We start from the raw sequence: 22,583 nt of genomic DNA, 5'->3' as shown, positions 1-22,583 counted from the left end.
CGTTTTTTTGATTCCGCTTTTCGGCAGATTTCCACATGGCGTACCTCTCCCGAAACTTCGTTTCGGGAGAGGTCGAGCGACGCCGTTCAGGCGTACGCAAGGGTGAGGGCCGAGCATGGGAAACGGCGCGGTTAGCCCTCCCCGGAATTCTCGCTGAACGCTCGCATTCCGACCCTCCCCAACTGCGTTCAGGAGGGTGAATTCAACCTTGCGAGCACTGCGTTTGTAAAACTGCACCACCTCCTTGAGGCGTGGAATTGCAACCAAGACCTCGGGTTGAAAACTCGAGGCTGACAGATGTCACCACTCAGCGGCTTCTACGGTGCCGAACTCTCAAGCGAGGACGATAAAATCCAGGTCGCGAATTCTTTCCGCACCGTGAGCGACGAGGACGTCCATCGCTTCGCCCGATTCCGACAAGCGAACCTGGTAATCGCCTGTCTCGCTCAACGCTCGGAAGCGATAATTCCCATGTTGATCGGACACCGTGGAATCAACCAGCTTCCCACTTGCGTCAATCAACTCGATCGCCATTCCCGACACACCGCGAATCTCCTCTTCGCGCAGCTCGCTCGGCATGGTGTTCGGCGGAATCGAGCTGGCCAAGATGACTCGCCCGCGAAGTTCGACCTGCATGAAGAAGACGTTTTCCTGCAATCCGTCCACACTCGTGTTGCGTTCAATCAGGTCTGCCAAGGTAGAACGCTCAATCGATTCAACCTCCGAATCGGTCAAGACGTTTTTGTAGAAGAACCGATCTCCATCACGAGTCCTCTGGAATTGATCGGCGATGATCAAACCCGTCAGCTCACCGACGGATGCAGCATGTTGGTGATCCTCGGCCATCAAGCCAACCCACAAATCAATGTTGTCGACGGTGCCGTACAGCGACGCCAACTTCTGTTGCAACTCCACATCGCTGGTGATTTGGTCAAACGTTTCCACTTGGTCCAAACCGTACGCTTGCCGTGTTGCGTTGTAATCGCTCAGGCCATGATCGCGACCGCGTTGGATGTTCATCGCGACGAGATCCAATCCGCCCGCTCCAGGAGGCCCAAACAAGAAGTTCCGCAACGAACCGACCACGGCCAAATCAATTTCTTGAGCCTGCACGGACGCGTCGAACTTCAACAGAGAATCAATGCCGGTCTCTTCCAACATCGATGCATGGAAGAACGCGTCTTTCAGTTCCATCTCGTCTTTGCTCTCGCGTCCATCATTGGACATGAATCCAACTTCATCACGAAGCGTGCTGTGGCCGAGTCGGAACGCGGCGGTTGAAAACTCATTCGCGATGCCGGGATTCACGGACGCGTCGTAAGCTTCGTAAGCATCCAGCGCATGCTCGCCCAAAAGTGCAGGCAGGAACTCGTTGTAAGTGATCGACTGAACCAGACCGATCACCACCAACCGCGCACGTTGATAAACTTCTTCGTCGCTTGCCTCAGGATCCGCGACAGAAATCTCGTCTGCCAAACGATTGTGCTCTCGGACGAACAACGTCTGAATCGCCGTCAAACCCACGTTCTCGCTGGCACGGACATCACCGGCGATCACCATCCCGCTCTCGTCCATCGGAAGCAATCCGTCGTCGGAGATCGCCATCCGACCGCCCACGTTCGTTCGCAATGTCGCCGCCGTGACCGGATCACTCCCGTAGACCATTGATCCATCGATGTAGGACGTGATCTGGTTGAACTGCTCCGCCGGGTTGTCCACGGATGTGCCGGTCCCCTCCACCACGGGTGTTCGAATCAGCGGAATCACCGCTTCACCGGTTCCCATCGGATCAAACCAAGGGTCCCCCTTCGGCACCGAGATATCAAACGCTTCCCCGTGCTCTTCACTTTCACTCAAACCCAAATCATGATCGATGAATTGCCCCCACACATAGACAAATGCAGAGAGCCCACGATCATTGAGGGATTCGCTCGTGTTCAACCCAGACAACACGTTGCTGACCTCCCGCGCACTGGGGCGGTCCGCACCGGCCGGCATCCGAATGCCATCGTCGTAATCCGCCGGTGCGGAGCGAAGCAATGTCTGACCAACACTTCCCCAAGCATCGTGTTGAAGGTTGTTGCCGGTGCCATCGATCGACCGAATCTCCGACGGCATCTCCGGTATCAACCAAGAGCGTTCGTCCTCCACATCGGGATCAACCGGAATGACATCGCCGCGCTCAATTCGGTTGATCACTCGCAGCGCATCCAAGGCACTTCGTCGACCATCACCGTTGACGTCAGTGAACATGCCTTCATCATGCGAGACCTCACGGGTCATCGCGTTGATGATCAACAACGCATCCATCGCTGAGACACGACCATCATCGTTGACGTCTTCTGCGTCATAGATGTTGTGCCGATACCCGCCCAAATCGCCCGCCAGCAACTGTCGCCCCTCAAGGCGTTCGCCGCGGAGAAAACGTCGTTTGCGTGAAGGATGTTTCTTCCTTCGGTTCGACCGGAACAACATGAGATGTTTGATAACGGTGGCGGTGACAGTCATGACAATCGTTCCATCGACCAAACAAAAGCCAAAGATGAACGTTGCCATCGGGAAAATCAAAGCATTGGTTCTGCTCCATGAATCTGACGATGAATGAAGCCCCATTTCCGATCCATCTGGCCGGTTGCTCCCAATGTTAGTCGAACCCAAAAGCAAACCACCCACTTGGTGACCGAATCCTCAAGGATTGACAGACTGCTCGCACCCCAAACCGACAACATTTCTAAGCATCTCTCTGTCCAAGAATGATCGCCACAGGTAGCAAAACTGAAAACCAGCCCACAACATCGGAGCACCAAATCAATACGGCAGTGCAACATCCCCAACGAGAAAACTTGCTTCCCACGATCCATTGGTGCAGAATGGCCGGGCGATCCCCCTTTTCCACGCGTCAATGCCGCCGAATCAACCACCTCACCCCTTGCGTTCCAGCAAAGCCAACCAACCTGACAACCAATCGAAAGACAGAACCAGGCGACGCACCTCCCACCATCCTCCTTCGATTCGCGAAACGATCCGGATCGACAGCCCCATCCCCCATGCAGATTCCCTTCTTCCAATGCTCTCACAACTTCAGAAGACAGTTACTTTCTTGGCCCTCCTCGGCTGCTTCAGCGTCGGCTCCATGGCCGGTGTCCAAGCCGATGAGCGCCCCAACGTGTTGCTGATTTTGGTCGACGATCTCAAACCCGCCTTGGGTTGTTATGGCGACTCGATCGCGAAAACGCCCAACATTGATTCGCTGGCCAATCGAGGCATGCGATTCGAGATGGCTTATTGCAACCAAGCCGTCTGCGCACCATCGCGTTTCACGTTGATGCTGGGTTCTCACTCCACATCGACCGGGCTGTACGGACTGGGCAGCCAACTGCGTCAGATCATTCCCGACGCCGTCACGATGCCTCAGCACTTTGCCAAACAGGGTGGCTATCGGACGGAGTCGTTGGGCAAGACCTTTCACATCGGCCATGGCAATCATGGCGACCCTGAATCGTTCTCCGTTCCACACTTCAAAGAAAAGGTCATCGAGTACCTGGAACCGGCCAGCACCGACGGCGGGCAACTGACTCGCGAAGAAGCCTACTTCACCAACCAGATGCTCGGGCGAATCAAAACGCTCCCTCGTGGTGCCGCGTATGAATCGCCCGATGCCAAGGACGAGGACTACGCCGACGGTCGCGTCGCCGCCGAAACGATCCAACGACTGCAAGCGGCCAAGCAACGTCAAAAAACCGAAGGCACACCGTTCTTCATTGCCTCGGGCTTCGCGCGTCCTCACCTGCCGTTCAGTGCACCACAAAAGTATTGGGATCTGTATGACCCAGCCTCGCTCCCCATGCCGACTCATGAAACGCTGCCGGTGGACGCACCCAAAGTGGCCGGCAAACGTGGCGGCGAAATTTCAAACTACAAACCCGTTCCCACCGAACCCAACGCGGACTTTGACGATGAACTGAAACGCAATCTGATCCACGGCTACTACGCCAGCGTCAGCTACGTCGACGCTCAGATCGGAAAGGTGATCAAGGAACTCGACCGACTCGAACTTTTGGACAACACAATCGTGGTGCTCTGGGGCGATCATGGTTTTCACCTCGGCGACCTCGGCATTTGGACCAAACACACCAACTACGAACAAGCCAACCGGATCCCGATCTTGATCACCGCGCCGGGCGTCACTCAGCCGGGCAGCTCCACCAAACAATTGGCCGAAAGCGTCGATATTTTCCCGACCTTGTCAGAATTGGCTGGGCTACCCGCACCCAGCGGGCCTCAACCGATCGATGGTGTCAGCTTGGTACCCGTTCTCAAGGATTCCTCCGCCCGAGTTCGCGACCATGCCTATCACGCGTACCCAAAGCGACAACTGGGACGTTCCATTCGCACCGAACGGTACCGACTGGTGGAATGGAAAGCGTTTGATGGAAAAGGTGACACGGCCTACGAACTGTACGACTATCAAACCGATCCGAATGAAACCAAGAATCTAGCCAGCGACCGCCCGGAGGTTGTTCAGCGACTGACAAAGATCTTGGCAAAGTACCCCGCTCCCGCGAAACGAAAACGCTGAAGCGTGAGGGACGGAAACTCCGAACAGCGGTGACGCTTTCGGCCGATTGCTGACGCAGATCGCTCTCCCCGAGGTGGGCTGGGCGATTAGAATGCCGCCGGCTGATTTTGTTGATTGATGCCCCACGATCCCCCACCTCGCCCGAGAAACCTTCATGCGATTGGCTGCTGTCCTTCGATTTTCGTTCCCTGTTCTGACGTCACTGCTAGTGCTTGGTTTCGCGACTGCACCGTCCACTTCGGCGGCAGACGCCAAGCGACCCAACATCGTTTTCATTCTGGCCGATGATCTCGGCTACGGAGACTTGGGTTGCTACGGCCAAGAATTGATTCAAACACCTCGTTTGGATCAGATGGCAGCCGAAGGCATGCGGTTCACGGACTTCTATGCCGGCAACACCGTGTGCGCTCCTTCACGTAGCGTGCTGATGACCGGGATGCACATGGGACACACCCATGTTCGCGGCAACGCGGGTGGGCCGGACATGTCCAAGCAATCGCTCCGCGACGAAAACGTGACCGTGGCCGAGGTGCTCCAGTCCGCCGGATACGCGACCGCATTGTGCGGCAAATGGGGTCTGGGTGACGACGCCCTGGGTGGTCGCGATGGCCTGCCGCGGAAACAAGGTTTCGATCACTTCTACGGCTACCTCAACCAAGTCCACGCGCACAACTATTACCCTGAGTTTCTGTGGCGAAACGAGACCAAGGTCGCCTTGCGAAACGAAGTCCAACGCCGCGACCGATCCTACGGTGGATTCACTGGGGGATGGGCCACCAAACGAGTCGATTATTCCCATGACCTGATCGCAAACGAAGCGATGGGTTTCATTCGCGAAAAAGCGACGGACGCCGCAACCAAGCCATTCTTTTTGTACCTCTCGCTGACCATCCCTCATGCCAACAATGAGGGAACCGGCATGTCAGGCAATGGACAAGAGGTGCCCGATTACGGCATCTACGCCGACAAAGACTGGAGCGACCAAGACAAAGGCCAAGCCGCGATGATCACGCGAATGGACTCGGACGTTGGTCGCATTCTCGACTTGCTCAAAGAACTGCAAATCGATGAACAAACCGTGGTGATGTTTTCAAGCGACAACGGCCCACACAACGAAGGCGGTCACAACCCAAAGAAGTTCGATCCCGCTGGACCGCTTCGTGGTATGAAGCGAGCCCTGACCGAAGGCGGCATTCGCGTCCCATTGATCGTTCGCTGGCCTGGCACGACTCCGCCTGGCGCTGTCTCCGATCACATCGGCTACTTCGGTGACTTGATGGCAACCGCGGCGGAACTCGCCGGAACGGATTTCCCCGAAGACGCAGACTCCATCAGTTTCGCACCCACGATCGTCGGCCGCCCGGAAGCCCAACAAACGCATGAGTACCTGTACTGGGAATTCTACGAGCAAGGTGGCCGGCAAGCGGTTCGACGCGTCAATTGGAAAGCCATCCGCGAACCGTGGATGACGGGTCCGACTCAGTTGTATGATTTGAAAGCCGACATTGGCGAAACGACCAACCTGGCAAGCGATCATCCCGAGATCGTCAAACAACTTGAAACGTTGATGGAAGAAGCTCACACGCCGCACCCCAACTGGCAAGTTCGGGTTCCAGCGTCCAAACGTTAACGGGCTGTTGATTTAATGAGCCGTACCGCGTTAGCGGCGGTTAGCCAGACGCCAACCGGGGCTAACGCCCATCGGCTAATTGTTGTCACTCGGTATACGACTAAATCAACAGGCTGCTATGTCACAATTCCAATCCAACACTCATTCACCGCTCGTTGCCAAGCCACGTCGCGCGTCTTCGACACGCACCTCAAGCGATCCACACATTTTCACCTGGACACTAAAATTCACTTGGGTACCAAAAACCCAAGGTGATGGGCCGCGTGCAGCCACATGAACTGACGCCACATATCCGGCGTCATGTTGTCAACAAACGGGTAGTCTTCCATCGACCCGTCAAAGGCTTTCGCCCGATGAATTGTCTCGATGCAATGATCGATGACACTGGGATCATCGGGTCCATCCGGTGACTTCGGTTTCAATCGGTCCAAGGTTGGTGCGCTCGACATTTTGCGTTGCCTCAATATTCGACCGATGATCCACTTCAGCACCGTCGCCCGAAGAATTCGTGGCATTCGGAACCCGAACCCTTCCATGCCACCGGTCATGATGAGGTCGAGGTGCTCGCAGATTTGGGTCAAGTTCCAGTTCTTGGTTTGAACGTAGCCCCCCTCCTGCAATCGCTTGATCTCAGCGATGACTTCATCGCCAGAATGAAAATCGAGAGAACGCTTGGAGATCTTGGTCATGGTGTCGCCAGCGATAGAAAAAAGAAACAGCGAAGAGAAACAGCGTCTTGGATTGGTTCCTCCCAATCTATCTCTGCGGTTCATCTCGTTCGCATTCCACCCATCCAAAAAACGCTCCACGCGACACTGGGCCGCAGCCAAGCCATTGAGCCGCGATGAGCAAACAATGTCCCCCCTTGGTGTTCGTCGATACCAATTCCTTTCGCCTATAATCGGACCGTCGCCTCTGCCTTTCCGTTCACGCATCGGATTTGCAAATCAACAAGACGTGAATAGTCGTGCCACTCAGCTCGCGGAAACACCTGGATGATCCTGATTCTACCGCTCTTGTTTGCCTTCGCGTTTGCCGCTCCGCCGACACCCACGCAGCCCGGCCTGAATGAGTCCGATTTGAATGAACTGGTGGAGTCCCTTCGCCAGACCCATGCACCTGACCAGCGAATTCAGTGGTGGGATGTTCATGTCGAAAAAGCGGATGCTGGCTGGCGTGTTCATGGAAGTTTGTCCAGTGAAAAAACATACGCCGCTGTGACACAAGCTCTCGAGCGTCAGTACCCAGAGGTGGACAACCAATTGGTCCTCCTTCCCGAAGACGGAACTGGAACGCTGGTCAATGCGTTGGTCAACAATTCCGTGATCCATTTGCGCCGAGAACCTAGCAGCAAAACCGAACTGGTCACGCAAGCTCTTCTCGGAACTCCCATCCGAATTCTCAAAACTGAGCGTGGAAAGTGTCTGATCCAAGTTCCTGACGGATACATCGGTTGGGTCAACTCAGCCGAAGTCCATCGCATCGATCAGGAGCAACTCCGATCGTATCGCGACGCAGAAAAAGTCATCTTCACCGCCCAATCTGGGCTGGCTTACAGTGCTCCCGACGCGACATCGATGCCGATGACGGATCTGGTGATTGGAAACATCGTCTGCAAAGTCTCCGAGCAGTCCGGCTTCACTCAGATTCAATACCCTGATGGACGAATCGGCTGGGTCGATAGCCGCCAACTCAGCCCGGCCGATGCTGTTTTCTTCCAACAGGCTCTGCAAAACAACCTTGTTGAAACAGCCCGAAGATTCCATGGCATCCCATACCTGTGGGGAGGCATGTCGTCCAAGAACATCGATTGCAGCGGGCTGATCTGCAACGTGTACTTCATGAACGGAATCCAACTTCCCAGAGATTCCAACATGCAGGCCCAAATCGGCAGGGAAGTGACCACGGAATTTGTTTCGGACGCTTTGGAACCGGGCGACCTTTTGTTCTTTGGAAAGAAAGCAACCTCCAAAACGAAAGAGCGTGTCACGCATGTTGCGATGTACATCGGAAACGCTGAATTCATTCATTCAGCGGGCTACCGCGAACGGGTGAGCATCAACAGCATGAACAGCAGCCACCCCAACTTCATTGACAGCTATCCTGCCATCTTCGTCAGAGCGGTCCGAATCATCGGCGAAGATCCCAATGGCTTCCTGCCCATCCCCGAGAACGACTTTTACAACGAAATCATCAGGAGCACGGAATGAATCGAGGAAGAAGAGTCCTTCTCAAAGGCTTGGGAGCCGGTGCCTTGGCGACCGCACTGCCAACAACCATGGGTGCAGCACAAGATGCCTCCACGGCACCTCACTCAACGACCGACTTGATTCGAAACGGGAAAATGAAGCTGAGCTTCCGGCCCTACGAGCTGCAGCTCAAACACACCTTCACCGTCGCCGGAAACTCACGTGACACCACGCCAGTCGTTCTGACAGAGATTCAGTACGAAGGACTCACGGGTTATGGCGAAGCCTCCCTGCCGCCGTACTTGGGTGAGTCACAGCAATCCGTGATGCAGTTTCTCAGCAAGGTCAAACTGGAATCGTTTGACGATCCGTTTCTGCTCGATGAGATCCTCGCCTACGTCGACTCGATCGAAGAAGGCAACCGTGCCGCCAAAGCTTGCGTCGACATCGCGCTGCACGACCTGATGGGGAAACTGGTCAACCAACCACTTCACCGACTGTGGGGCATCAATCCCGCGAACACACCTGTCACCTCCTTCACGATCGGCATCGACACACCCGAGGTGGTGAAGATGAAGACAGAAGAGGCGGCTCGCTTCAAAGTCTTGAAAGTCAAACTGGGCGGAGGCAACGATCGCGAAATGATCGAGACGGTTCGGTCGGTGACCGACGTGCCGATCTATGTCGATGTGAACCAAGGCTGGACTGACAAGCAGCAAGCACTGGACATGACGCACTGGTTGGCCGAGCAGGGTGTCGAATTTGTGGAGCAACCACTTCCCAAAACAGCGGTCGAAGATTTGGCTTGGTTGACATCCAAAAGCCCTCTTCCAATCATCGCCGACGAAGCATTTCAACGCCTCGGTGACGTGGCCGACTTCCAAGGCGTGTACTCCGGGATCAACATCAAACTGATGAAGAGCACCGGGTTGCGGGAGGCCCAAAAGATGATCACCGTGGCTCGGGCGTTGGACATGAAGGTGATGATCGGATGCATGACCGAAACCTCGTGCGCCGTCTCCGCCGCCGCCCAGCTATCACCGCTCGTCGACTGGGCCGATCTCGACGGCAACCTGCTGATCAGCAACGACCTCTACGAAGGAGTGAAGGTGATCGATGGCAAGTTGACCCTCAACAACCTCCCCGGAATCGGCATCCGAAAGAGAACGGCGTAGCGTTCTCCCGACATAACAAGCACTAACGCAGCCCATCCACCAGAATACAAAAACCAACTGGCGACGGTGGCTACGACGTCTACAGGTCGTGCATGCCTGACTACTTCTTCTTTTTCTGTTTAGTCGGCTTGGGGAGCACTTGGTGGCTTTTTGCCCATTGTCGCCATTGCTTTTGCAGGTTGGAAACTTCGTCAGGGTTATCGGCGGCGAGGTTGACTTGCTCGGTTCGATCGGCACCCAGATCGAACAACTCCCATTCTCCTCGCGCGCCTTGGCGAACCAACTTGCGGTTGCCGACACGGACTGCGGCATTGCCTTCGTGTTCCCAGTACAAAGCACGCTCTGCGAATTCGCCTTGACCTGTCAGCAATGGCTGAAGACTTTGCCCTTCGAGCGGGTGAATCTCGTTGCCCTTGAACTGAGTGGGGTACTCCGCCTTCGCCAAATCAACACACGTCGCCATCAAGTCAATGACATGGGTGGGCGTTTTGATCCAAGCCTTCTGGTCGGTTGATGGCTGAATCTTGTCCGGCCAATGCGCGATCAACGGCGTCGCGATGCCGCCTTCGTGGTTGTAATGCTTGTACTTGCGAAAAGGGGTGTTGTTCAAGTGAGCCCAACAACGGCCGATGAACACGTCAGAATGCGGATCCCCCGGTGAGTCGCCTTCGTATCGGCCACTCACACCAGCCTCCGCGTTGCCGCCGTTGTCAGACAAAAATAGGATCAACGTGTTGTCGAGTTTGCCGCGACTGTCCAAAGCAGACACCAACTTTCCAATGTTCTTGTCGATCTCTTCGATCATCGCCGCATAGATCGCCATCATGTCGTCGTAGCGTTCTTTCTCTTCTTGCGACAACGATTCCCACGCGGGGATTTGCTCGGGCCGAGGTTCCAAGCTCCAACTTGCGTCAATCAACCCGGATTGGATCTGGCGTGCGTACCGTTCCTCTCGCAACTTGTCCCAGCCGTCCATGTACTTGCCGCGATATTTCGCGATCGTTGCTTCCGGCGCCATGCACGGAAAATGGGGTGCAACATGGGCGAGGTACCAGAAAAACGGCTTGTCTTCCGCGATCGCTTCGTCGATGAACTCGATCCCTTGCTCGGTCCACAGGTCGGATCCGTACCACGGTGGATCGAATTGCGGATCATCCTTGGCAACCTCGTGACCATTGAGGAACAGTTTGGTGCCTCCCTTGGATCCCGTCTGATTGAAAAAGTGCAAACCACCAGCCGGCAAATTCAAACTTCGATCAAATCCTCGCCCCCAAGGCGTGACTCCCTGCTTGAAACCCACATGCCATTTTCCCGTCATCGCAGTGAAGTAGCCGGCTTGCCCAAGAACTTCGCCAATCGTGACACACTGATCATTGAGTCGGCCTCGATACCCTTCCACCTTTTGGTCCGTTGTCATCCAACCAATCCCAGTTTGATGAGAGTAGAGCCCGGTGAGCAAAGCGGCTCGCGTTGGGCAACAACGACCGGTGTTGTAGAACTGAGAGAACTTGGCACCGTTTGCGGCCAACGCATCCAAGTGCGGCGTTGGGATTTCACTGCCGTACGGTCCGATGTCCGAAAAGCCCATGTCGTCCACCATGATCACCAGGATGTTCGGACGATCTTCCGCAGCGGACCATCCAGACGACGCCAGTGTCACGATCGCAAAAGTGATCCACAACGCCGCCCGGAAATGTCTTTGGCAAACCGTCTGAAAGGATGATGTCGAAGTGCAGATGACACGGTTCATGTTTAGCCTGGAGACGTTGCGAAGTTGGACGCGGCGGGAAAGAGAGGCTCGCGATTAAGTGGCAAAATGCCCGTCAAACCACCCGCCTCAACAGGCACAATCCTAGCGGGTGGGAATCAGGGAACCTTGAGATACCACGTCATTCAGATAACTTATTTTGCCAACGCTCGATGATCACCGAATCAGAGCGGAGAGCCTTTCCAGCAGGGCGTACGCCTGGACTGCTCGATGCTTGCGGTTGTTGCGCCAGTTTTCATCCCGGCAGCGATCTCAGAGAGTCGCCGTCGCGCACATAAAGGGACGGGTCTTTTAGCGCTCGGCTCGGTGGGGGACCACCGAGCTACAGGTTGGGATCGTCGGATGGTGCCGGCCACAAATGGCGTTGTTGTCGAGCACTGACGTGGCTTTCTCGACTTCAGTGCACCTTGCTACAACAGCGCACTACGACCGGAGCAGTCACGTGGGCATGTCAAAATCACGTCTTCCGATATCCCTACTCAAACGAAAACATCATGTCGCTCATCACTTGGCAAGAATTCGAAAACGTTGACGTGCGCGTGGGCACAATCACGCTGGTCGAGGACTTTCCAGAGGCCCGCAAGCCCGCGTACAAAATCACTGTCGATTTTGGCGAGGAGCTGGGGACCAAACGAACCAGCGCCCAGATCACGGTGCACTACACCAAAGAAGAATTGCTCGGACGCCAGATCCTCGGCGTGGTCAATTTCCCGCCCAAGCAGATTGGACCGATCACGTCTGAGTTTTTGCTCACAGGACTGTACCGTGAAGATGGATCAGTCATTCTCGCGGTTCCGGACAAAGCAATGCCCAACGGTGCCAAACTCGGCTGAGCGTTCACCCCTTCGCAGGTGTCATCGGGCATGTGAGCCGTTTGGCGTTAGCCACGGTTCTCGCACTCGATTGGACCCAGCGCCCAAACGGCTCACGGGAATCACCCCAAACATTCCTGCGTACCTGCTCAGAACCCAAACCAGCGCCGCGACCATGTCCCGGCGCTAAGCAGGTCGGCAGGAATGATCGGGTAGAACCTCACTTAGGCGAGTCTCTCTGAGACTCGCAAATGACAGCGTCTCGGGGGACGTTCGATTTACAACTTGCGTATTCAACTACTGTGGGTTGAACGTGTAGTTGTAGTCGGGGAGATCTTTGTCGTATTCCACGTTCGGTGGTTTCGGCACTCTTTTCCCGCTCTTGCGAACAGGCTGGAATTCGGGGAGTTCTGCTGTGGTGATGTTCAACCCGGTCTGGGTGGATGTTGATTCAGCAGCCTCTGCTACGTCCGAGGCTGTTGAAAAAATTCGGCCTGAAAACGCTCGTTCGACGTGGCTAAACTCTCGCCGTTCAATCGGATTGTATTTCGAGCAATGAACCGGATAGTGGGCCACTTGAATCGGCAACCCGAGTTCATTGGACAGTTCCTGAAGATGGTACTTGAGCGTGTTTGAACGGTAGCTGTTGCTGCCACCACAATCACACAAGAGGAGAATTCGCTTGGCCGAGGCGTGCTGGACCGAACCAACTTCTTCCCAGTACCGTTGAAACGATGCCACCGCAAATTCACCGGTGTCGCTACCTGTGGTCACTGTCACGTGCCCCGTGTTTTCTTGCACGTCGTAGATCCCATGCGGTGTGACTTCGCCATCACGGTAAGCTGGTAGATCATGGTCGAGAACTTCCGCTGCCTGATTGGCAATCACGTCGCCGCTACGGTGGACTTCACCCAGCGATTCCTTTCGTTTGCTATCAATGCTAAACACAGGATCTCCCGTGTTTTTGTAGTCCTCGATGGACTTCTCGATCTTTTCAAACTGCTCGTCACGGTCGCGACTTGGCGCCTTGGTTTTTGATTTCACCTGCTGGCGAGTCTTGAACCCCATCTCGCCGAGCAAACGAGAAACCACTTCGTTTGCAACCTTGATTCCTCGCTGGAACAATTCTCTGACAATCTCAGCGACCGACAGATGCGTCCACTTCAAGCCAGGCACGGTGGGACTACCGGCAGTATTGTCTTGGATCACTGCCCGCAACTCATTCATGAGTGACGGACAGCTCAGTTCTTTTTTGGGCGGCCACCTCCTTCGACTCGCTGGCGTCCTTCCAGGGGATCACCATCAGCAAGGCTCTCCAGCTCTTTGATGCCACTTGCGATCGTGTTCTCACAGCAGCCAAGTACTTTGGCGATGTAGCGGATGCCTCCGAAAGGAAGCTTCCTGGCTTCGATCGCTGCGTAGCGTCGACGATCCTTCTCGCCGAGAGTCCGAAAAAAGTTTCGCATCTGGGATTCGACCGCTTGGTCGAAGTGGTGTTCCATTGCAAGTGTCATGACACACTCCTTCAAAGTCAAAGATCCTTTCAGTCCATTCGATAACCCCATTGTAACGAGCAGGCGATTTCAGCCGAATGCAATGCTAGCAAAGCAGTTCCGCAAGTTGTAAATCGAACGTCCCGAGAGACGCCGCTACGTGATCAAGCCCAATGACTCACGTGCTTAGTGCGAATGCATCGTTCCAAAACAGGTTTGGCGGCAAAACAACTAGGACCGTTGCTTTTCGTCGTCCTCCAGTTTCTTCGCCAATTGCTTGGCTTTCTCAAGATGCTTCTCGACTTTCGAAATGGCCTCTTGAGCAATCGGCTGCAATTCCTGCGGCCCGGTGCTTTCAATCGCCTTCAGTTCCGCCAACATCATCGTGTGAGCCACACATTGCTGGCCCAGAAAAGCCATTTGGAAATCCTGACCTTCGTACTTGGTCAGCATGTCCTTGGTCATCTTCATCGCGTTGTCACAGGCTTGTTCCGCGATCTGACAAAGTTGGGCGGGCACCCGCTGGCCTTGTGAACCGGCCTGATTCTGATTGCTGAATTGCCGCAACTTTTGGTTGAGTGCTTCGTGGTCGCGGACGATCGTTTGAGTCAACTGCTTCAGTTCGTCGTGGTCGGTTTTCTGCATCGCCATCTTTGCTAACTCGATCTCATTCTCATTGGCCTTTTGCAGCTTTTGCACGATCGCTTGCGTGACCGTTGGCTGCTGTTGACGACTATCGGTCGACGTTCGTCGTGCCTCATAGCGTCCCGAGTCGGTTTGATCCTGTTGGGTTTGAAGTTGTCCATCGAGAATCGAACCACCATTGGTTCCTTGCTGGGCGTTGGCGACGGGCAGACCGGTCAAGACGGTGAGTGCAGCGGCAGCAACAGTGAATCGCAATTTCAACATTTGGATCTCCTTACGAGTTTCTGAGAGGGAACCCTGAACGAGAAGGTGGGCTCAGGCGAACTCGAATGGCTGCATCTTGTGTTCCAGTGCTTGGGCTCTCTTCCAACCTTTCACCCAAAATTCGTTCTTCATTCATCGAGTCAATCAATTCACTTCGAATCAGCGACATGACAACTCTGCAAACCAAGCCTCGCCTTTCAAACGACAACGTCATCGGACGAAAACCGGTCATCCCGAACCAGGTTGCTCGAACGTTTGCCGACCATCTTGCAAAGACGCCATCTCGTCTTGGCAAGCTCGTGCAAGGATCCACTCATCGCATATATTTACGTTGGTCCGTCTGCTGTCCCGCACTTCTATTTCGCACAACAAGACCCGCACCATGACTTTCCCGCTTCACCGCTTCGCCAACTCAACCTTTGCTTGCAAACAAAGCTCTTTCTTGACAGCAGTTCGCCCCCTGGTTGGCTTGCTGATCGCGATCGCGACATTGATTGCGATGCCCGGAGAATCATCGGCGGAAGAAACAAACTCCTCCCATCGCGTGCTCTCCTACAACATCAAACGTGGTTACGGAAACGATGGAAAAACGGACCTGCCAAGAACAGCGGACGTGATCTCGAAACTCAAACCTGACTTTGTCGGCTTGCAAGAAGTGGATGAGCGTTGCAACCGAAGCGGCAAGGTCGACCAAGCCCAATGGCTAGGCGAACACCTCGACATGCATGCCGCCTTTGCCCCGTTCATGGATTACGACGGAGGCCGATACGGAATGGCCATCCTTTCGCGATACCCCATCGAAAAAACCGAGTCGGTCGAACTGGCTCGCGGCCGAGAACCTCGCGTCGCCTTGGTAGCTCACGTCACTCTGCCCGATGGAAACAAGTTGACGCTGGTCAACGTGCACTTCGACTACATTCGCGATGACACGGTCCGATTCGAACAAGCGACCAAGGTTCGCGAGTTCATTCGATCGCTTTCCAACCCCGCGATTTTGCTCGGCGACTTTAACGACACGCCCGAATCACGCACGGTTCAACTGTTTCAGGACGGGTTTGTCGAAGCAGACAAGCCAGCCGACGATTCATTCACTTTTTCGGCTGAAAAGCCGGACCGCGAAATCGATTTCCTGTTTGCGTCTCCAGAGACCCAGTGGACCGTCAAAACGGTGGACGTGATCGATGAGCCATTGGCTTCGGATCACCGGCCCGTGATGGCTGTTCTGCAATTGCGAGCGAACTGATTCGCCATGTGACGTTTACCGCGTCGTCATCGTTGGACCTGATCTTCCATCATTCGCCGGCACTCACGGGCGGCTTGGGACCAGTCGCCTTCGTTGGCCAACCCGATGACCTGCTGGACCGAAGCGTAAGACTGCTCGGAGATCTTTCCTTCGGTTTGCCACTGGGCGACTTGTTCCGCAATCTTTTGCAATGACTCCATGTCTTTCTGATTGCAAATCCGGTACAGCGCCACTGAAGCGTCGTATCCCTGGTCGTCCAGCACAACTTTGCTGCGCGGAAAAAAGTAGAACGCCAAACCGACGACCGCGATCGCCAGGCACGCCCACTTGATCCATTCGTTTCGCTTGTCACCGGGAATCGCTTTCGAATTTGCCATCAGAGTTTCTCCCAATCGATGACTTCGCTTTCGTTCATGCTGGACATCTCCGCCCACAGAAACAGATCCACAAATTCAGTGACAAAGCGAACCGATCCATCGCCAAACGCGACCATGCCTCCGCCGGGATGATCGGACACCATTTGCCCGACGTGGTAAGTCGGAAAGTTCACCGGGTGAATGATTGGAAAACCGGTGATGTCCAATTCACCGCCGGAAGGCCCGGCATGAACCAACGTCAGCGTCGCCGCCGCGTCGGGTCCGTTTTCAGGTGAAGTGAATCGCGGATGCGTGAACGCCCCTGGAACGACACCCACCCACGTTTTGTCACTCAGTGAAGACGTGTGCTCCCCAAAGAAGATCGTGTTGCTGGTCCCGTCCAACACATCGCGGAAGCGAGTTTTTGAATTTCGAAAGAAAGGACCGTCAGCGACCCGGCCTGCGTCTCCATCGATTGGGACGATCTTCGTCTCTGACGTGTAGATGTTCGTAAAGACAATTCCTGTTGCCGCGGACCCGCACTCTCCCCAACAGCTTTCTTGCCCGTGGCTGGCGACGTAGTGACTGCGTCCCAATCGGATGCCCTGGCCGTTGAGCTGCAACAAATTGTCAGCCTCATCCTTCACATCAAATGCCGCATCTCCACCGGCGGCACTCGGACACAAATACGTCGGCACCCTGGCTGCAATTGCCGCTTCGTTGGACATGGACCAAATGGGCTCGTTCATTCGCAATTGATCATTCAAGGCGGTGGCTTCTAAGAATGGCAGCAACCCCGCTCCCCATCCCCAGCCAGGACCTGCATCCCAAGTGACCGGGTCCATTGCGACCGATGCGGGCGCAACTCCGGTGCTGGTAGGAAACGACACGTAGCCAGCCGGAAATCGTCGGTAAGCCGAGTGATAGTTTTGGGCAGCCAAGCCAACCTGACGGAGATTGTTGCTGCAGGACATTCTGCGAGCGGCCTCCCGAGCAGCTTGGACCGCAGGCAACAACAAACCCACCAGAACACCAATAATGGCGATCACGACCAGCAACTCCACCAAAGTGAAACCCATTCCCGTTCGGAATCGACGATCTCTACCCGACATCAAAAATGGAACATCACCGACCGATGACACCCGCGACACATCCAGACTCATCAGGGCTCTCCAATAAATCAACTTAGCCCGTGCTAAGTTTAGAGACAAAAAATACAGACCGTTTTGAAGAAGTCATCTATGACGACTCCGCGAGAAACAATGAGTCCCTCAACCCGGCCCATTGTTAGCACCTGCTAACTTATTTAGCAGAGGCTACGTTTTTCGCGTTGGCGAGGCAAGAGGGTTTCTGCTCGCGAATCCGGTGCTAGAATGTTCGGTCGCCTTCTTGTCGAATTCGCACGGTTTTAAAGGGCCGCAATTTGCCTTCCCAATCGCATCATCGCACTCGATCCGACCATGCCAGCGAAGTGGCCGAAGATTATGTCGAGGCCATCGCCGAAGCCATTTCGGAAAATGGGATTTGCCGAGCCGTCGACTTGGTCCGACACTTTGACGTGACCCACGCGACGGTCAGTAACACAATCAGTCGCCTGCAACGTGACGGATTAGTGGTGACCGAGCCTTATCAACCGATTACCTTGACGGCTCAGGGCAAACGGATGGCAACCAAGGCACGCAATCGCCATGAGGTCGTGAGAACGTTCTTGCTGCGAATCGGTGTCAGCGAGACGACCGCGACGGTGGACAGTGAAGGGATCGAACACCACGTCAGCGACGAAACACTGCGGGCGATGAAGCGAGTCATGAAAGACGGTATTCCGGCATCCGATTGACACGGCCAATTCGCGTTATCGCAAACGCCTCACAACTTGGGACTCTTCAGTTCGGGTTCAAACGATTGCTTGTCTGAACGTGACACCACGACATCCGTCAACAACAACCCCGCGACAATCGAAACGGCCGTCAGCATCATCGTTGCCGTCAATCGAATGCCTGTGGGCAGGTCTTCTTGGACCATGATCTGAGAGAAGCCAGAGAACCCAAGACTTCCGGGGACCAAAAGCAGCAACGCGGGAAGCAACATCACCGCGGTTGGTATTCCTAGACGGTTGGATGCGAAGTGGCTGGTCACTCCCGCCACAAAAGAAGCGATTCCAACGGAAGCGAAGGAACCAAACGTGGTGCCTGCTAAACGCAATGCCCCGTAACCCACCAACGTCGACATCAACAACCAAGGGATGTCTCGGTAACGGGTTCGAAACGTCACGGCGACGCACAAACCAATCGGCAACAGCACCAACGCGGACGCCAACAAATCCGGCGAGTCCAACGGCATCGATGCGGGAATGGGGCGAATCGCGTTGACCAAGCCGTATCCCATCGACACACCAAAAACAATTGTTAGCAATGTGGTCATCGCTCCAGCGAAGCGAGCCGAACCGGACGCCAAATTCTGAGTCGCCAATTCGTTGATGCTAATCGTCAAATGCAATCCCGGTACCAGCAGAATCAATGCGGCTAGAGATGTGAGTTCAAAGTTGCCCGGTCCAACGAACGCCTGAATCCCGCAAGCGATCGAACTGGCAATGAATCCTGCGACCACATTGATCAGATGAACCTGATGTCGAAGGTGCGTCAGCCAAACGACAAACGTACCAACGATCAATCCAATCACGCCTGCCGATAGAACCACCATTCCGCCACCGCCCACCAGAACACTGATGCAAGCGGCGACGCCGCCGTGCGATGCGATATGAATTGCCGGACCGTAGCCATCCTTCATCTCATTGATTTCAGTAAGCCGTTGCCAAGCTTCAGAAACGTCCATCTGTTCTTCTTGGATGGCACGCTGCAATTCAAACAAAGCCGCGTAGCGTCCCAAATTGGTGTCGCTGGGATACACCCTCAGCAGCCGCGTTTCGTCACCGCCAAAGGTGACAAACAGTGCCGTGGGCGTTGAAAAGAAACTCGCCTCATGCCCGAGCGACGCGGAGACCTGTTCCATTTCCAGGTCTAACTCATACGCCGGTGAACCGCACGCATGCAGGCTTCTGGCGAGTTCCATGATGAGTTCGACGGAAGAAACCTGAGTCAATGCAGCGGGCTTTCAAGGAAAGACGAAGAAACGGCTCCACCTCGGACGGGAATGCGGTGGATTCAAGGCCCGCATTAAAACAGGGCACCGGCGGTCTGAACAGGTTCGCACATGCCCATCGGTTCAGCTCTCTCCTTCAATTCCGAATTGGCCTCACATCCATTTCAACCGTCAAGGTCATCGCACCCCTGCTAGCGGCCACCCGTTTCTCTTCCCCGAATCCGCATATTTTAGCTTGGGAACCCAATTTCGTTGTAGCGTTTCACAGCCTCGAGGTATCGAGGTTGCAACACTACTATTCCAACATTGATCGCGGGGCACGTGACATGTTACATCGAACAACCGATCCTGGTTCTGACCAGATCGCGGACCTACTAGAGGTCCATCCGAAGACTCGAAAGATACCGCCGTTCCTTTATCGGATTGCGGTCCTATGGGCCTGCATTCTGGCGGGTTTGTTCTTCGCGTTGATTGCCTACGGCACAACGCCGGGTCCATCAAGCTCGCCGCCGACTGAGTCACCTTTGGGACCTGCCTCGGGCGAACTGCAGACCTCCGCCACCACCGACTGGGAAGTGGTCATGGCTGTTCATCCGAAATGTCCCTGCACGGTGGCATCTCTCAACGAATTGAACCGATTGCTGACCAAAGTTGATGACGACGTGACATGTCGTTTCCTGGTCTACCATCCCGCTGAAACCGAGCCGAACTGGATCGACGGAAAGATCAATTCGCGTTTGTCACAGTTCCCACGGTCCATCATCCAGCCTGACGAGGCCGGCGAAGTCGCGTTCGAAATGGGAATGCAGACCTCCGGTGCCGTCGTCGTCTTTGATCCCCATGGAAAGACTCGCTTCCATGGCGGCATCACCGTTTCCCGCAACCACGAAGGTGACAACCTCGGGGTGCGTTCCATATCCATGTTGATTCAAGGCCAAACCCCGCCTCTCTCAACCACGCCGGTATTCGGCTGTCGGTTGTAGTTCCCGAGACGGATTGTCATGTCAGAAAACGAAATCGAAACGAGCTCGCAGCTACAGAGCGCAGACGATCTCTTTGCGGAGCACCTGCAATCACGCCAAATCAATGCGGACCGCGCATTGGCCGTGGTTCTCGCTCTGCAATGGATATTCGCGGTTGCCTGCGCGATTTGGATTTCGCCTTACACCTGGATTGGTTCGCAAAACCTGGTCCACATCCATGTGTGGAGTTCGCTCATCGGCGGCGGCATGCTTACCATCTTCCCCGTGTTCTTAGCGATCTACTTTCCTGGTCAACGGATGACTCGGATGATCATGGCATTGGCTCAAATGCAATTTTCAGCGTTGCTGATTCACCTGATGGGCGGCCGCATTGAGTCGCACTTTCATATCTTTGGTTCACTCGCATTCCTAGCCTTCTACAAAGACCCTTGGGTCTTTCTGCCTGCGGTTTCAGTCGTTTCTCTCGATCATTTGATCCGCAGTCTGTTTTGGCCCGAGTCGGTTTTTGGCGTCCTTTCGCCGGAACCACTTCGTGCATTGGAACACGCCGCCTGGGTCATCTTTGAAACCGTCTTCCTGATTTTGGGTGTACGGCAGAATCGTCGTTCACTGTGGGAGCTGGCAAAGCTCCAATCTTCGCTCACGCAGCAACGCGACCTTTTGGAACAACGAGTTCGAAACCGCACCTCCGAAATTGAACAACAGCGTCGGATTCTCGACACGGTTTTGCAACGTATTCCGGCCGCGGTTTTCTGGAGAGACAACGACGGAAACTTCATGGGCTGCAACGAGATGTTCAGCGAATTCTTTGGGCTTAAAACTCCCGAAGACATCATCGGCAAACGGATGAATGACATCATTCCACCGAACGATCAAACCACGAATCGACTTTCCAGTTTCTGTGATTCTCCCGACGAGAACGTGGAACTGGTCAACATCGAAGAAACACTTCACGAATTTTCCGGTGATTGCCGGATCGTGCTGACGGGTGCGACCTCGCTTCATGACCACGAGGGCAACTGTTTCGGAACGCTGGGTAGTTTCCTCGACATTACCACATTGAAAAATGCTGAGTCTCGTGCAAAGTCCTTGGCCAATTTGATCCAAGAGTCTCCCAACGAACTCTACATTTTTGACTCAGAGACGTATCACTTGGTGGAAGCGAATACCGGATTTGTCCGAAGCCTCGGTTTGGATCCAGACAACCTCTCGAACGTTTCACCTCAAGACTTCATCCAAGACTGCTCGAATCAGGATCTGCGTCAGCGGATCAGTGTCGCGATGTCTTCGCCTCGTGGACGCTGTGCGTTTGACACCGTTCACGTTCGAAAGGATGGAACGACCTTCCCCGTCCACGTTGACATCCACCGATCGACATTCGAAGCCCGTCCCGTGTTTGTCGCGTTCTGCACGGACCTGAGCGATTCTCAAGCGATGGAACGCCAATTGGCTCAAGCTCAAAAGCTTGAATCGATGGGCCAACTCGCCGCTGGAATCGCGCATGAGATCAACACTCCGATGCAGTGCGTCAGCGGCAACGTCGAATATTTGACGATGAGCTACGAACGGATCTTCCAGTTCACCGACGGATTGTTCGAACTGCTCAACAGCCCGTCCTTCAGTGCAGATACCGCTGGTGCGCAACTCGACGCGTTGGCTCAAAAGCACAAGTACAACGTGCTGCGAGAACAGACCCCCGGTGCAGTCGAAGAGGCTTCGCAAGCCGTGATGCGGGTGATCGAAATCGTCCGCGCCATGAAAGCGATGTCGCATCCGGGGCGACAAGAAATGAACGAAACCGACCTGAACATGCTGATCCACCAAGCGTCGATTATCAGTCGAAACCGATACAAGTATGTTTCCGAATTGGAACTCGACCTGTCGCCGGATCTACCACAGATCCCGGCCTACGGAGCGGAACTCAGCCAGGTGTTCATCAACCTGATCGTCAACGCGGCCGATGCGATCGCGGAACGAAAAGAGAACGAACCCGAACTCGAAGGCAAAATCACGATCTCGACTGTTGAAAATGGTGAGACCGTCGAAATTCGTGTGAAGGACAACGGAACCGGCATGTCAGAAGACGTCCGTTCCAAAGTCTTCAACCAATTCTTCACAACCAAAGACGTGGGCAAGGGCACTGGGATGGGACTCTCGCTGACCTACAACATCGTGTCTTCCAAACACAATGGAACCGTCCGTGTGGAGTCTGAACCAAACGTCGGAAGCAGTTTCATAGTGATTCTGCCAATGGACTCCCATCAGTCGGTGGCTGATGAATCTGACGTGAACAAATCGGACACGTGTCGTGTTCCGATTTTGAACTGAAACCTTTTGCAAATTACCG

The 22,583-nt window shown here is 54.7% G+C and carries 18 protein-coding genes; 9 read left to right on the top strand and 9 right to left on the bottom strand.

Features of this window, described 5'->3' with window-relative positions; translation table 11 throughout:
- Window positions 1–333 precede the first annotated feature (333 nt).
- The gene (locus tag RB_RS23050; RefSeq protein ID WP_164923007.1) at window positions 334–2,475 is read right to left on the bottom strand and encodes a peroxidase family protein; all 2,142 of its coding nucleotides are present in this window, start codon (window positions 2,473–2,475) and stop codon (window positions 334–336) included.
- Between the two features lie 592 nt (window positions 2,476–3,067).
- Between RB_RS23050 and RB_RS23045 the strand changes: the two genes are divergently transcribed.
- Both RB_RS23045 and RB_RS23040 read left to right on the top strand, forming a co-directional pair.
- Entirely contained in the window at window positions 3,068–4,579 is a 1,512-nt protein-coding gene (locus RB_RS23045; RefSeq protein WP_164922394.1) for a sulfatase, read from the top strand.
- 154 nt (window positions 4,580–4,733) lie between these two features.
- Window positions 4,734–6,209, top strand: coding sequence for an arylsulfatase (locus RB_RS23040; protein WP_011123096.1), 1,476 nt, complete (start codon window positions 4,734–4,736; stop codon window positions 6,207–6,209).
- A gap of 227 nt (window positions 6,210–6,436) precedes the next feature.
- On the opposite strand, the gene RB_RS23030 is transcribed toward RB_RS23040, so the two are convergent.
- Window positions 6,437–6,898, bottom strand: a complete 462-nt coding sequence (locus RB_RS23030; protein WP_231845907.1) for a DUF1569 domain-containing protein — start codon at window positions 6,896–6,898, stop codon at window positions 6,437–6,439.
- Between the two features lie 306 nt (window positions 6,899–7,204).
- Here RB_RS23030 and RB_RS23025 point away from each other — a divergent pair, with 306 nt between their 5' ends.
- Both RB_RS23025 and RB_RS23020 read left to right on the top strand, forming a co-directional pair.
- Complete coding sequence (locus tag RB_RS23025; RefSeq protein WP_011123093.1) at window positions 7,205–8,419, top strand: C40 family peptidase; 1,215 nt, start codon at window positions 7,205–7,207, stop codon at window positions 8,417–8,419.
- Entirely contained in the window at window positions 8,416–9,573 is a 1,158-nt protein-coding gene (locus RB_RS23020) for a dipeptide epimerase (protein ID WP_011123092.1), read from the top strand. Before RB_RS23025 ends, RB_RS23020 begins: the two co-directional genes overlap by 4 nt.
- Before the next feature lie 100 nt (window positions 9,574–9,673).
- On the opposite strand, the gene RB_RS23015 is transcribed toward RB_RS23020, so the two are convergent.
- On the bottom strand, window positions 9,674–11,323 hold the full coding sequence (locus RB_RS23015) for an arylsulfatase (RefSeq protein WP_011123091.1): 1,650 nt from the start codon (window positions 11,321–11,323) through the stop codon (window positions 9,674–9,676).
- A gap of 512 nt (window positions 11,324–11,835) precedes the next feature.
- Here RB_RS23015 and RB_RS23010 point away from each other — a divergent pair.
- Complete coding sequence (locus RB_RS23010; protein ID WP_011123088.1) at window positions 11,836–12,174, top strand: tRNA-binding protein; 339 nt, start codon at window positions 11,836–11,838, stop codon at window positions 12,172–12,174.
- Between the two features lie 276 nt (window positions 12,175–12,450).
- Here the strand turns inward: RB_RS23010 and RB_RS23005 are convergent, their stop codons facing one another.
- The 3 genes from RB_RS23005 to RB_RS22995 all read right to left on the bottom strand — a co-directional run bounded on the left by RB_RS23005 (window position 12,451) and on the right by RB_RS22995 (window position 14,555).
- Window positions 12,451–13,380 (bottom strand): ISAzo13 family transposase, encoded by a 930-nt coding sequence (locus RB_RS23005; protein ID WP_011123087.1) that lies wholly within the window; start codon window positions 13,378–13,380, stop codon window positions 12,451–12,453.
- Window positions 13,381–13,394: 14 nt separating this feature from the next.
- Window positions 13,395–13,667 (bottom strand): helix-turn-helix domain-containing protein, encoded by a 273-nt coding sequence (locus RB_RS23000; RefSeq protein WP_007333391.1) that lies wholly within the window; start codon window positions 13,665–13,667, stop codon window positions 13,395–13,397.
- A gap of 210 nt (window positions 13,668–13,877) precedes the next feature.
- Complete coding sequence (locus RB_RS22995) at window positions 13,878–14,555, bottom strand: DUF4142 domain-containing protein (protein ID WP_011123086.1); 678 nt, start codon at window positions 14,553–14,555, stop codon at window positions 13,878–13,880.
- Window positions 14,556–14,937: 382 nt separating this feature from the next.
- Here RB_RS22995 and RB_RS22990 point away from each other — a divergent pair, with 382 nt between their 5' ends.
- The gene (locus RB_RS22990; protein ID WP_011123085.1) at window positions 14,938–15,798 is read left to right on the top strand and encodes an endonuclease/exonuclease/phosphatase family protein; all 861 of its coding nucleotides are present in this window, start codon (window positions 14,938–14,940) and stop codon (window positions 15,796–15,798) included.
- Between the two features lie 26 nt (window positions 15,799–15,824).
- Here RB_RS22990 and RB_RS22985 read toward each other — a convergent pair whose 3' ends face one another.
- Both RB_RS22985 and RB_RS22980 read right to left on the bottom strand, forming a co-directional pair.
- The gene (locus tag RB_RS22985; RefSeq protein ID WP_164922392.1) at window positions 15,825–16,175 is read right to left on the bottom strand and encodes a hypothetical protein; all 351 of its coding nucleotides are present in this window, start codon (window positions 16,173–16,175) and stop codon (window positions 15,825–15,827) included.
- Window positions 16,175–17,317, bottom strand: coding sequence for a DUF1559 domain-containing protein (locus tag RB_RS22980; protein ID WP_164922391.1), 1,143 nt, complete (start codon window positions 17,315–17,317; stop codon window positions 16,175–16,177). Before RB_RS22980 ends, RB_RS22985 begins: the two co-directional genes overlap by 1 nt.
- Before the next feature lie 233 nt (window positions 17,318–17,550).
- On the opposite strand from RB_RS22980, the gene mntR reads away from it, so the two are divergent.
- Window positions 17,551–17,991, top strand: coding sequence for a manganese-binding transcriptional regulator MntR (mntR, locus tag RB_RS22975; protein ID WP_081480915.1), 441 nt, complete (start codon window positions 17,551–17,553; stop codon window positions 17,989–17,991).
- Between the two features lie 29 nt (window positions 17,992–18,020).
- On the opposite strand, the gene RB_RS22970 is transcribed toward mntR, so the two are convergent.
- A complete protein-coding gene (locus RB_RS22970; RefSeq protein WP_011123082.1) occupies window positions 18,021–19,223 on the bottom strand; it encodes a threonine/serine exporter family protein in 1,203 nt (400 codons plus the stop codon).
- A 356-nt stretch (window positions 19,224–19,579) separates the two neighbouring features.
- Between RB_RS22970 and RB_RS22965 the strand changes: the two genes are divergently transcribed.
- Together RB_RS22965 and RB_RS22960 are read left to right on the top strand one after the other, a co-directional pair.
- Complete coding sequence (locus RB_RS22965) at window positions 19,580–20,236, top strand: RedB (RefSeq protein WP_231845905.1); 657 nt, start codon at window positions 19,580–19,582, stop codon at window positions 20,234–20,236.
- 18 nt (window positions 20,237–20,254) lie between these two features.
- Entirely contained in the window at window positions 20,255–22,564 is a 2,310-nt protein-coding gene (locus RB_RS22960) for a PAS domain-containing sensor histidine kinase (RefSeq protein ID WP_011123080.1), read from the top strand.
- Window positions 22,565–22,583 lie beyond the last annotated feature (19 nt).

This window comes from Rhodopirellula baltica SH 1 (assembly GCF_000196115.1).
In the GTDB taxonomy this organism is placed as follows: Bacteria; Planctomycetota; Planctomycetia; order Pirellulales; family Pirellulaceae; genus Rhodopirellula; species Rhodopirellula baltica.
This window is presented reverse-complemented; position numbering and strand designations above follow the sequence as displayed.

Coding starts and splice junctions, on each gene's coding strand:
- RB_RS23005 (WP_011123087.1), bottom strand. CDS start 13,380: ATGAATGAGTTGCGGGCAGTGATCCAAGACAATACTGCCGGTAGTCCC.
- RB_RS22965 (WP_231845905.1), top strand. CDS start 19,580: ATGTTACATCGAACAACCGATCCTGGTTCTGACCAGATCGCGGACCTA.
- RB_RS22990 (WP_011123085.1), top strand. CDS start 14,938: ATGACTTTCCCGCTTCACCGCTTCGCCAACTCAACCTTTGCTTGCAAA.
- RB_RS22985 (WP_164922392.1), bottom strand. CDS start 16,175: ATGGCAAATTCGAAAGCGATTCCCGGTGACAAGCGAAACGAATGGATC.
- RB_RS22970 (WP_011123082.1), bottom strand. CDS start 19,223: ATGGAACTCGCCAGAAGCCTGCATGCGTGCGGTTCACCGGCGTATGAG.
- RB_RS23020 (WP_011123092.1), top strand. CDS start 8,416: ATGAATCGAGGAAGAAGAGTCCTTCTCAAAGGCTTGGGAGCCGGTGCC.
- RB_RS22960 (WP_011123080.1), top strand. CDS start 20,255: ATGTCAGAAAACGAAATCGAAACGAGCTCGCAGCTACAGAGCGCAGAC.
- RB_RS23025 (WP_011123093.1), top strand. CDS start 7,205: ATGATCCTGATTCTACCGCTCTTGTTTGCCTTCGCGTTTGCCGCTCCG.
- RB_RS23000 (WP_007333391.1), bottom strand. CDS start 13,667: ATGACACTTGCAATGGAACACCACTTCGACCAAGCGGTCGAATCCCAG.
- RB_RS23015 (WP_011123091.1), bottom strand. CDS start 11,323: ATGAACCGTGTCATCTGCACTTCGACATCATCCTTTCAGACGGTTTGC.
- RB_RS22980 (WP_164922391.1), bottom strand. CDS start 17,317: ATGAGTCTGGATGTGTCGCGGGTGTCATCGGTCGGTGATGTTCCATTT.
- RB_RS23050 (WP_164923007.1), bottom strand. CDS start 2,475: ATGTTGTTCCGGTCGAACCGAAGGAAGAAACATCCTTCACGCAAACGA.
- RB_RS23040 (WP_011123096.1), top strand. CDS start 4,734: ATGCGATTGGCTGCTGTCCTTCGATTTTCGTTCCCTGTTCTGACGTCA.
- RB_RS23045 (WP_164922394.1), top strand. CDS start 3,068: ATGCTCTCACAACTTCAGAAGACAGTTACTTTCTTGGCCCTCCTCGGC.
- RB_RS22995 (WP_011123086.1), bottom strand. CDS start 14,555: ATGTTGAAATTGCGATTCACTGTTGCTGCCGCTGCACTCACCGTCTTG.
- RB_RS23030 (WP_231845907.1), bottom strand. CDS start 6,898: ATGACCAAGATCTCCAAGCGTTCTCTCGATTTTCATTCTGGCGATGAA.
- RB_RS23010 (WP_011123088.1), top strand. CDS start 11,836: ATGTCGCTCATCACTTGGCAAGAATTCGAAAACGTTGACGTGCGCGTG.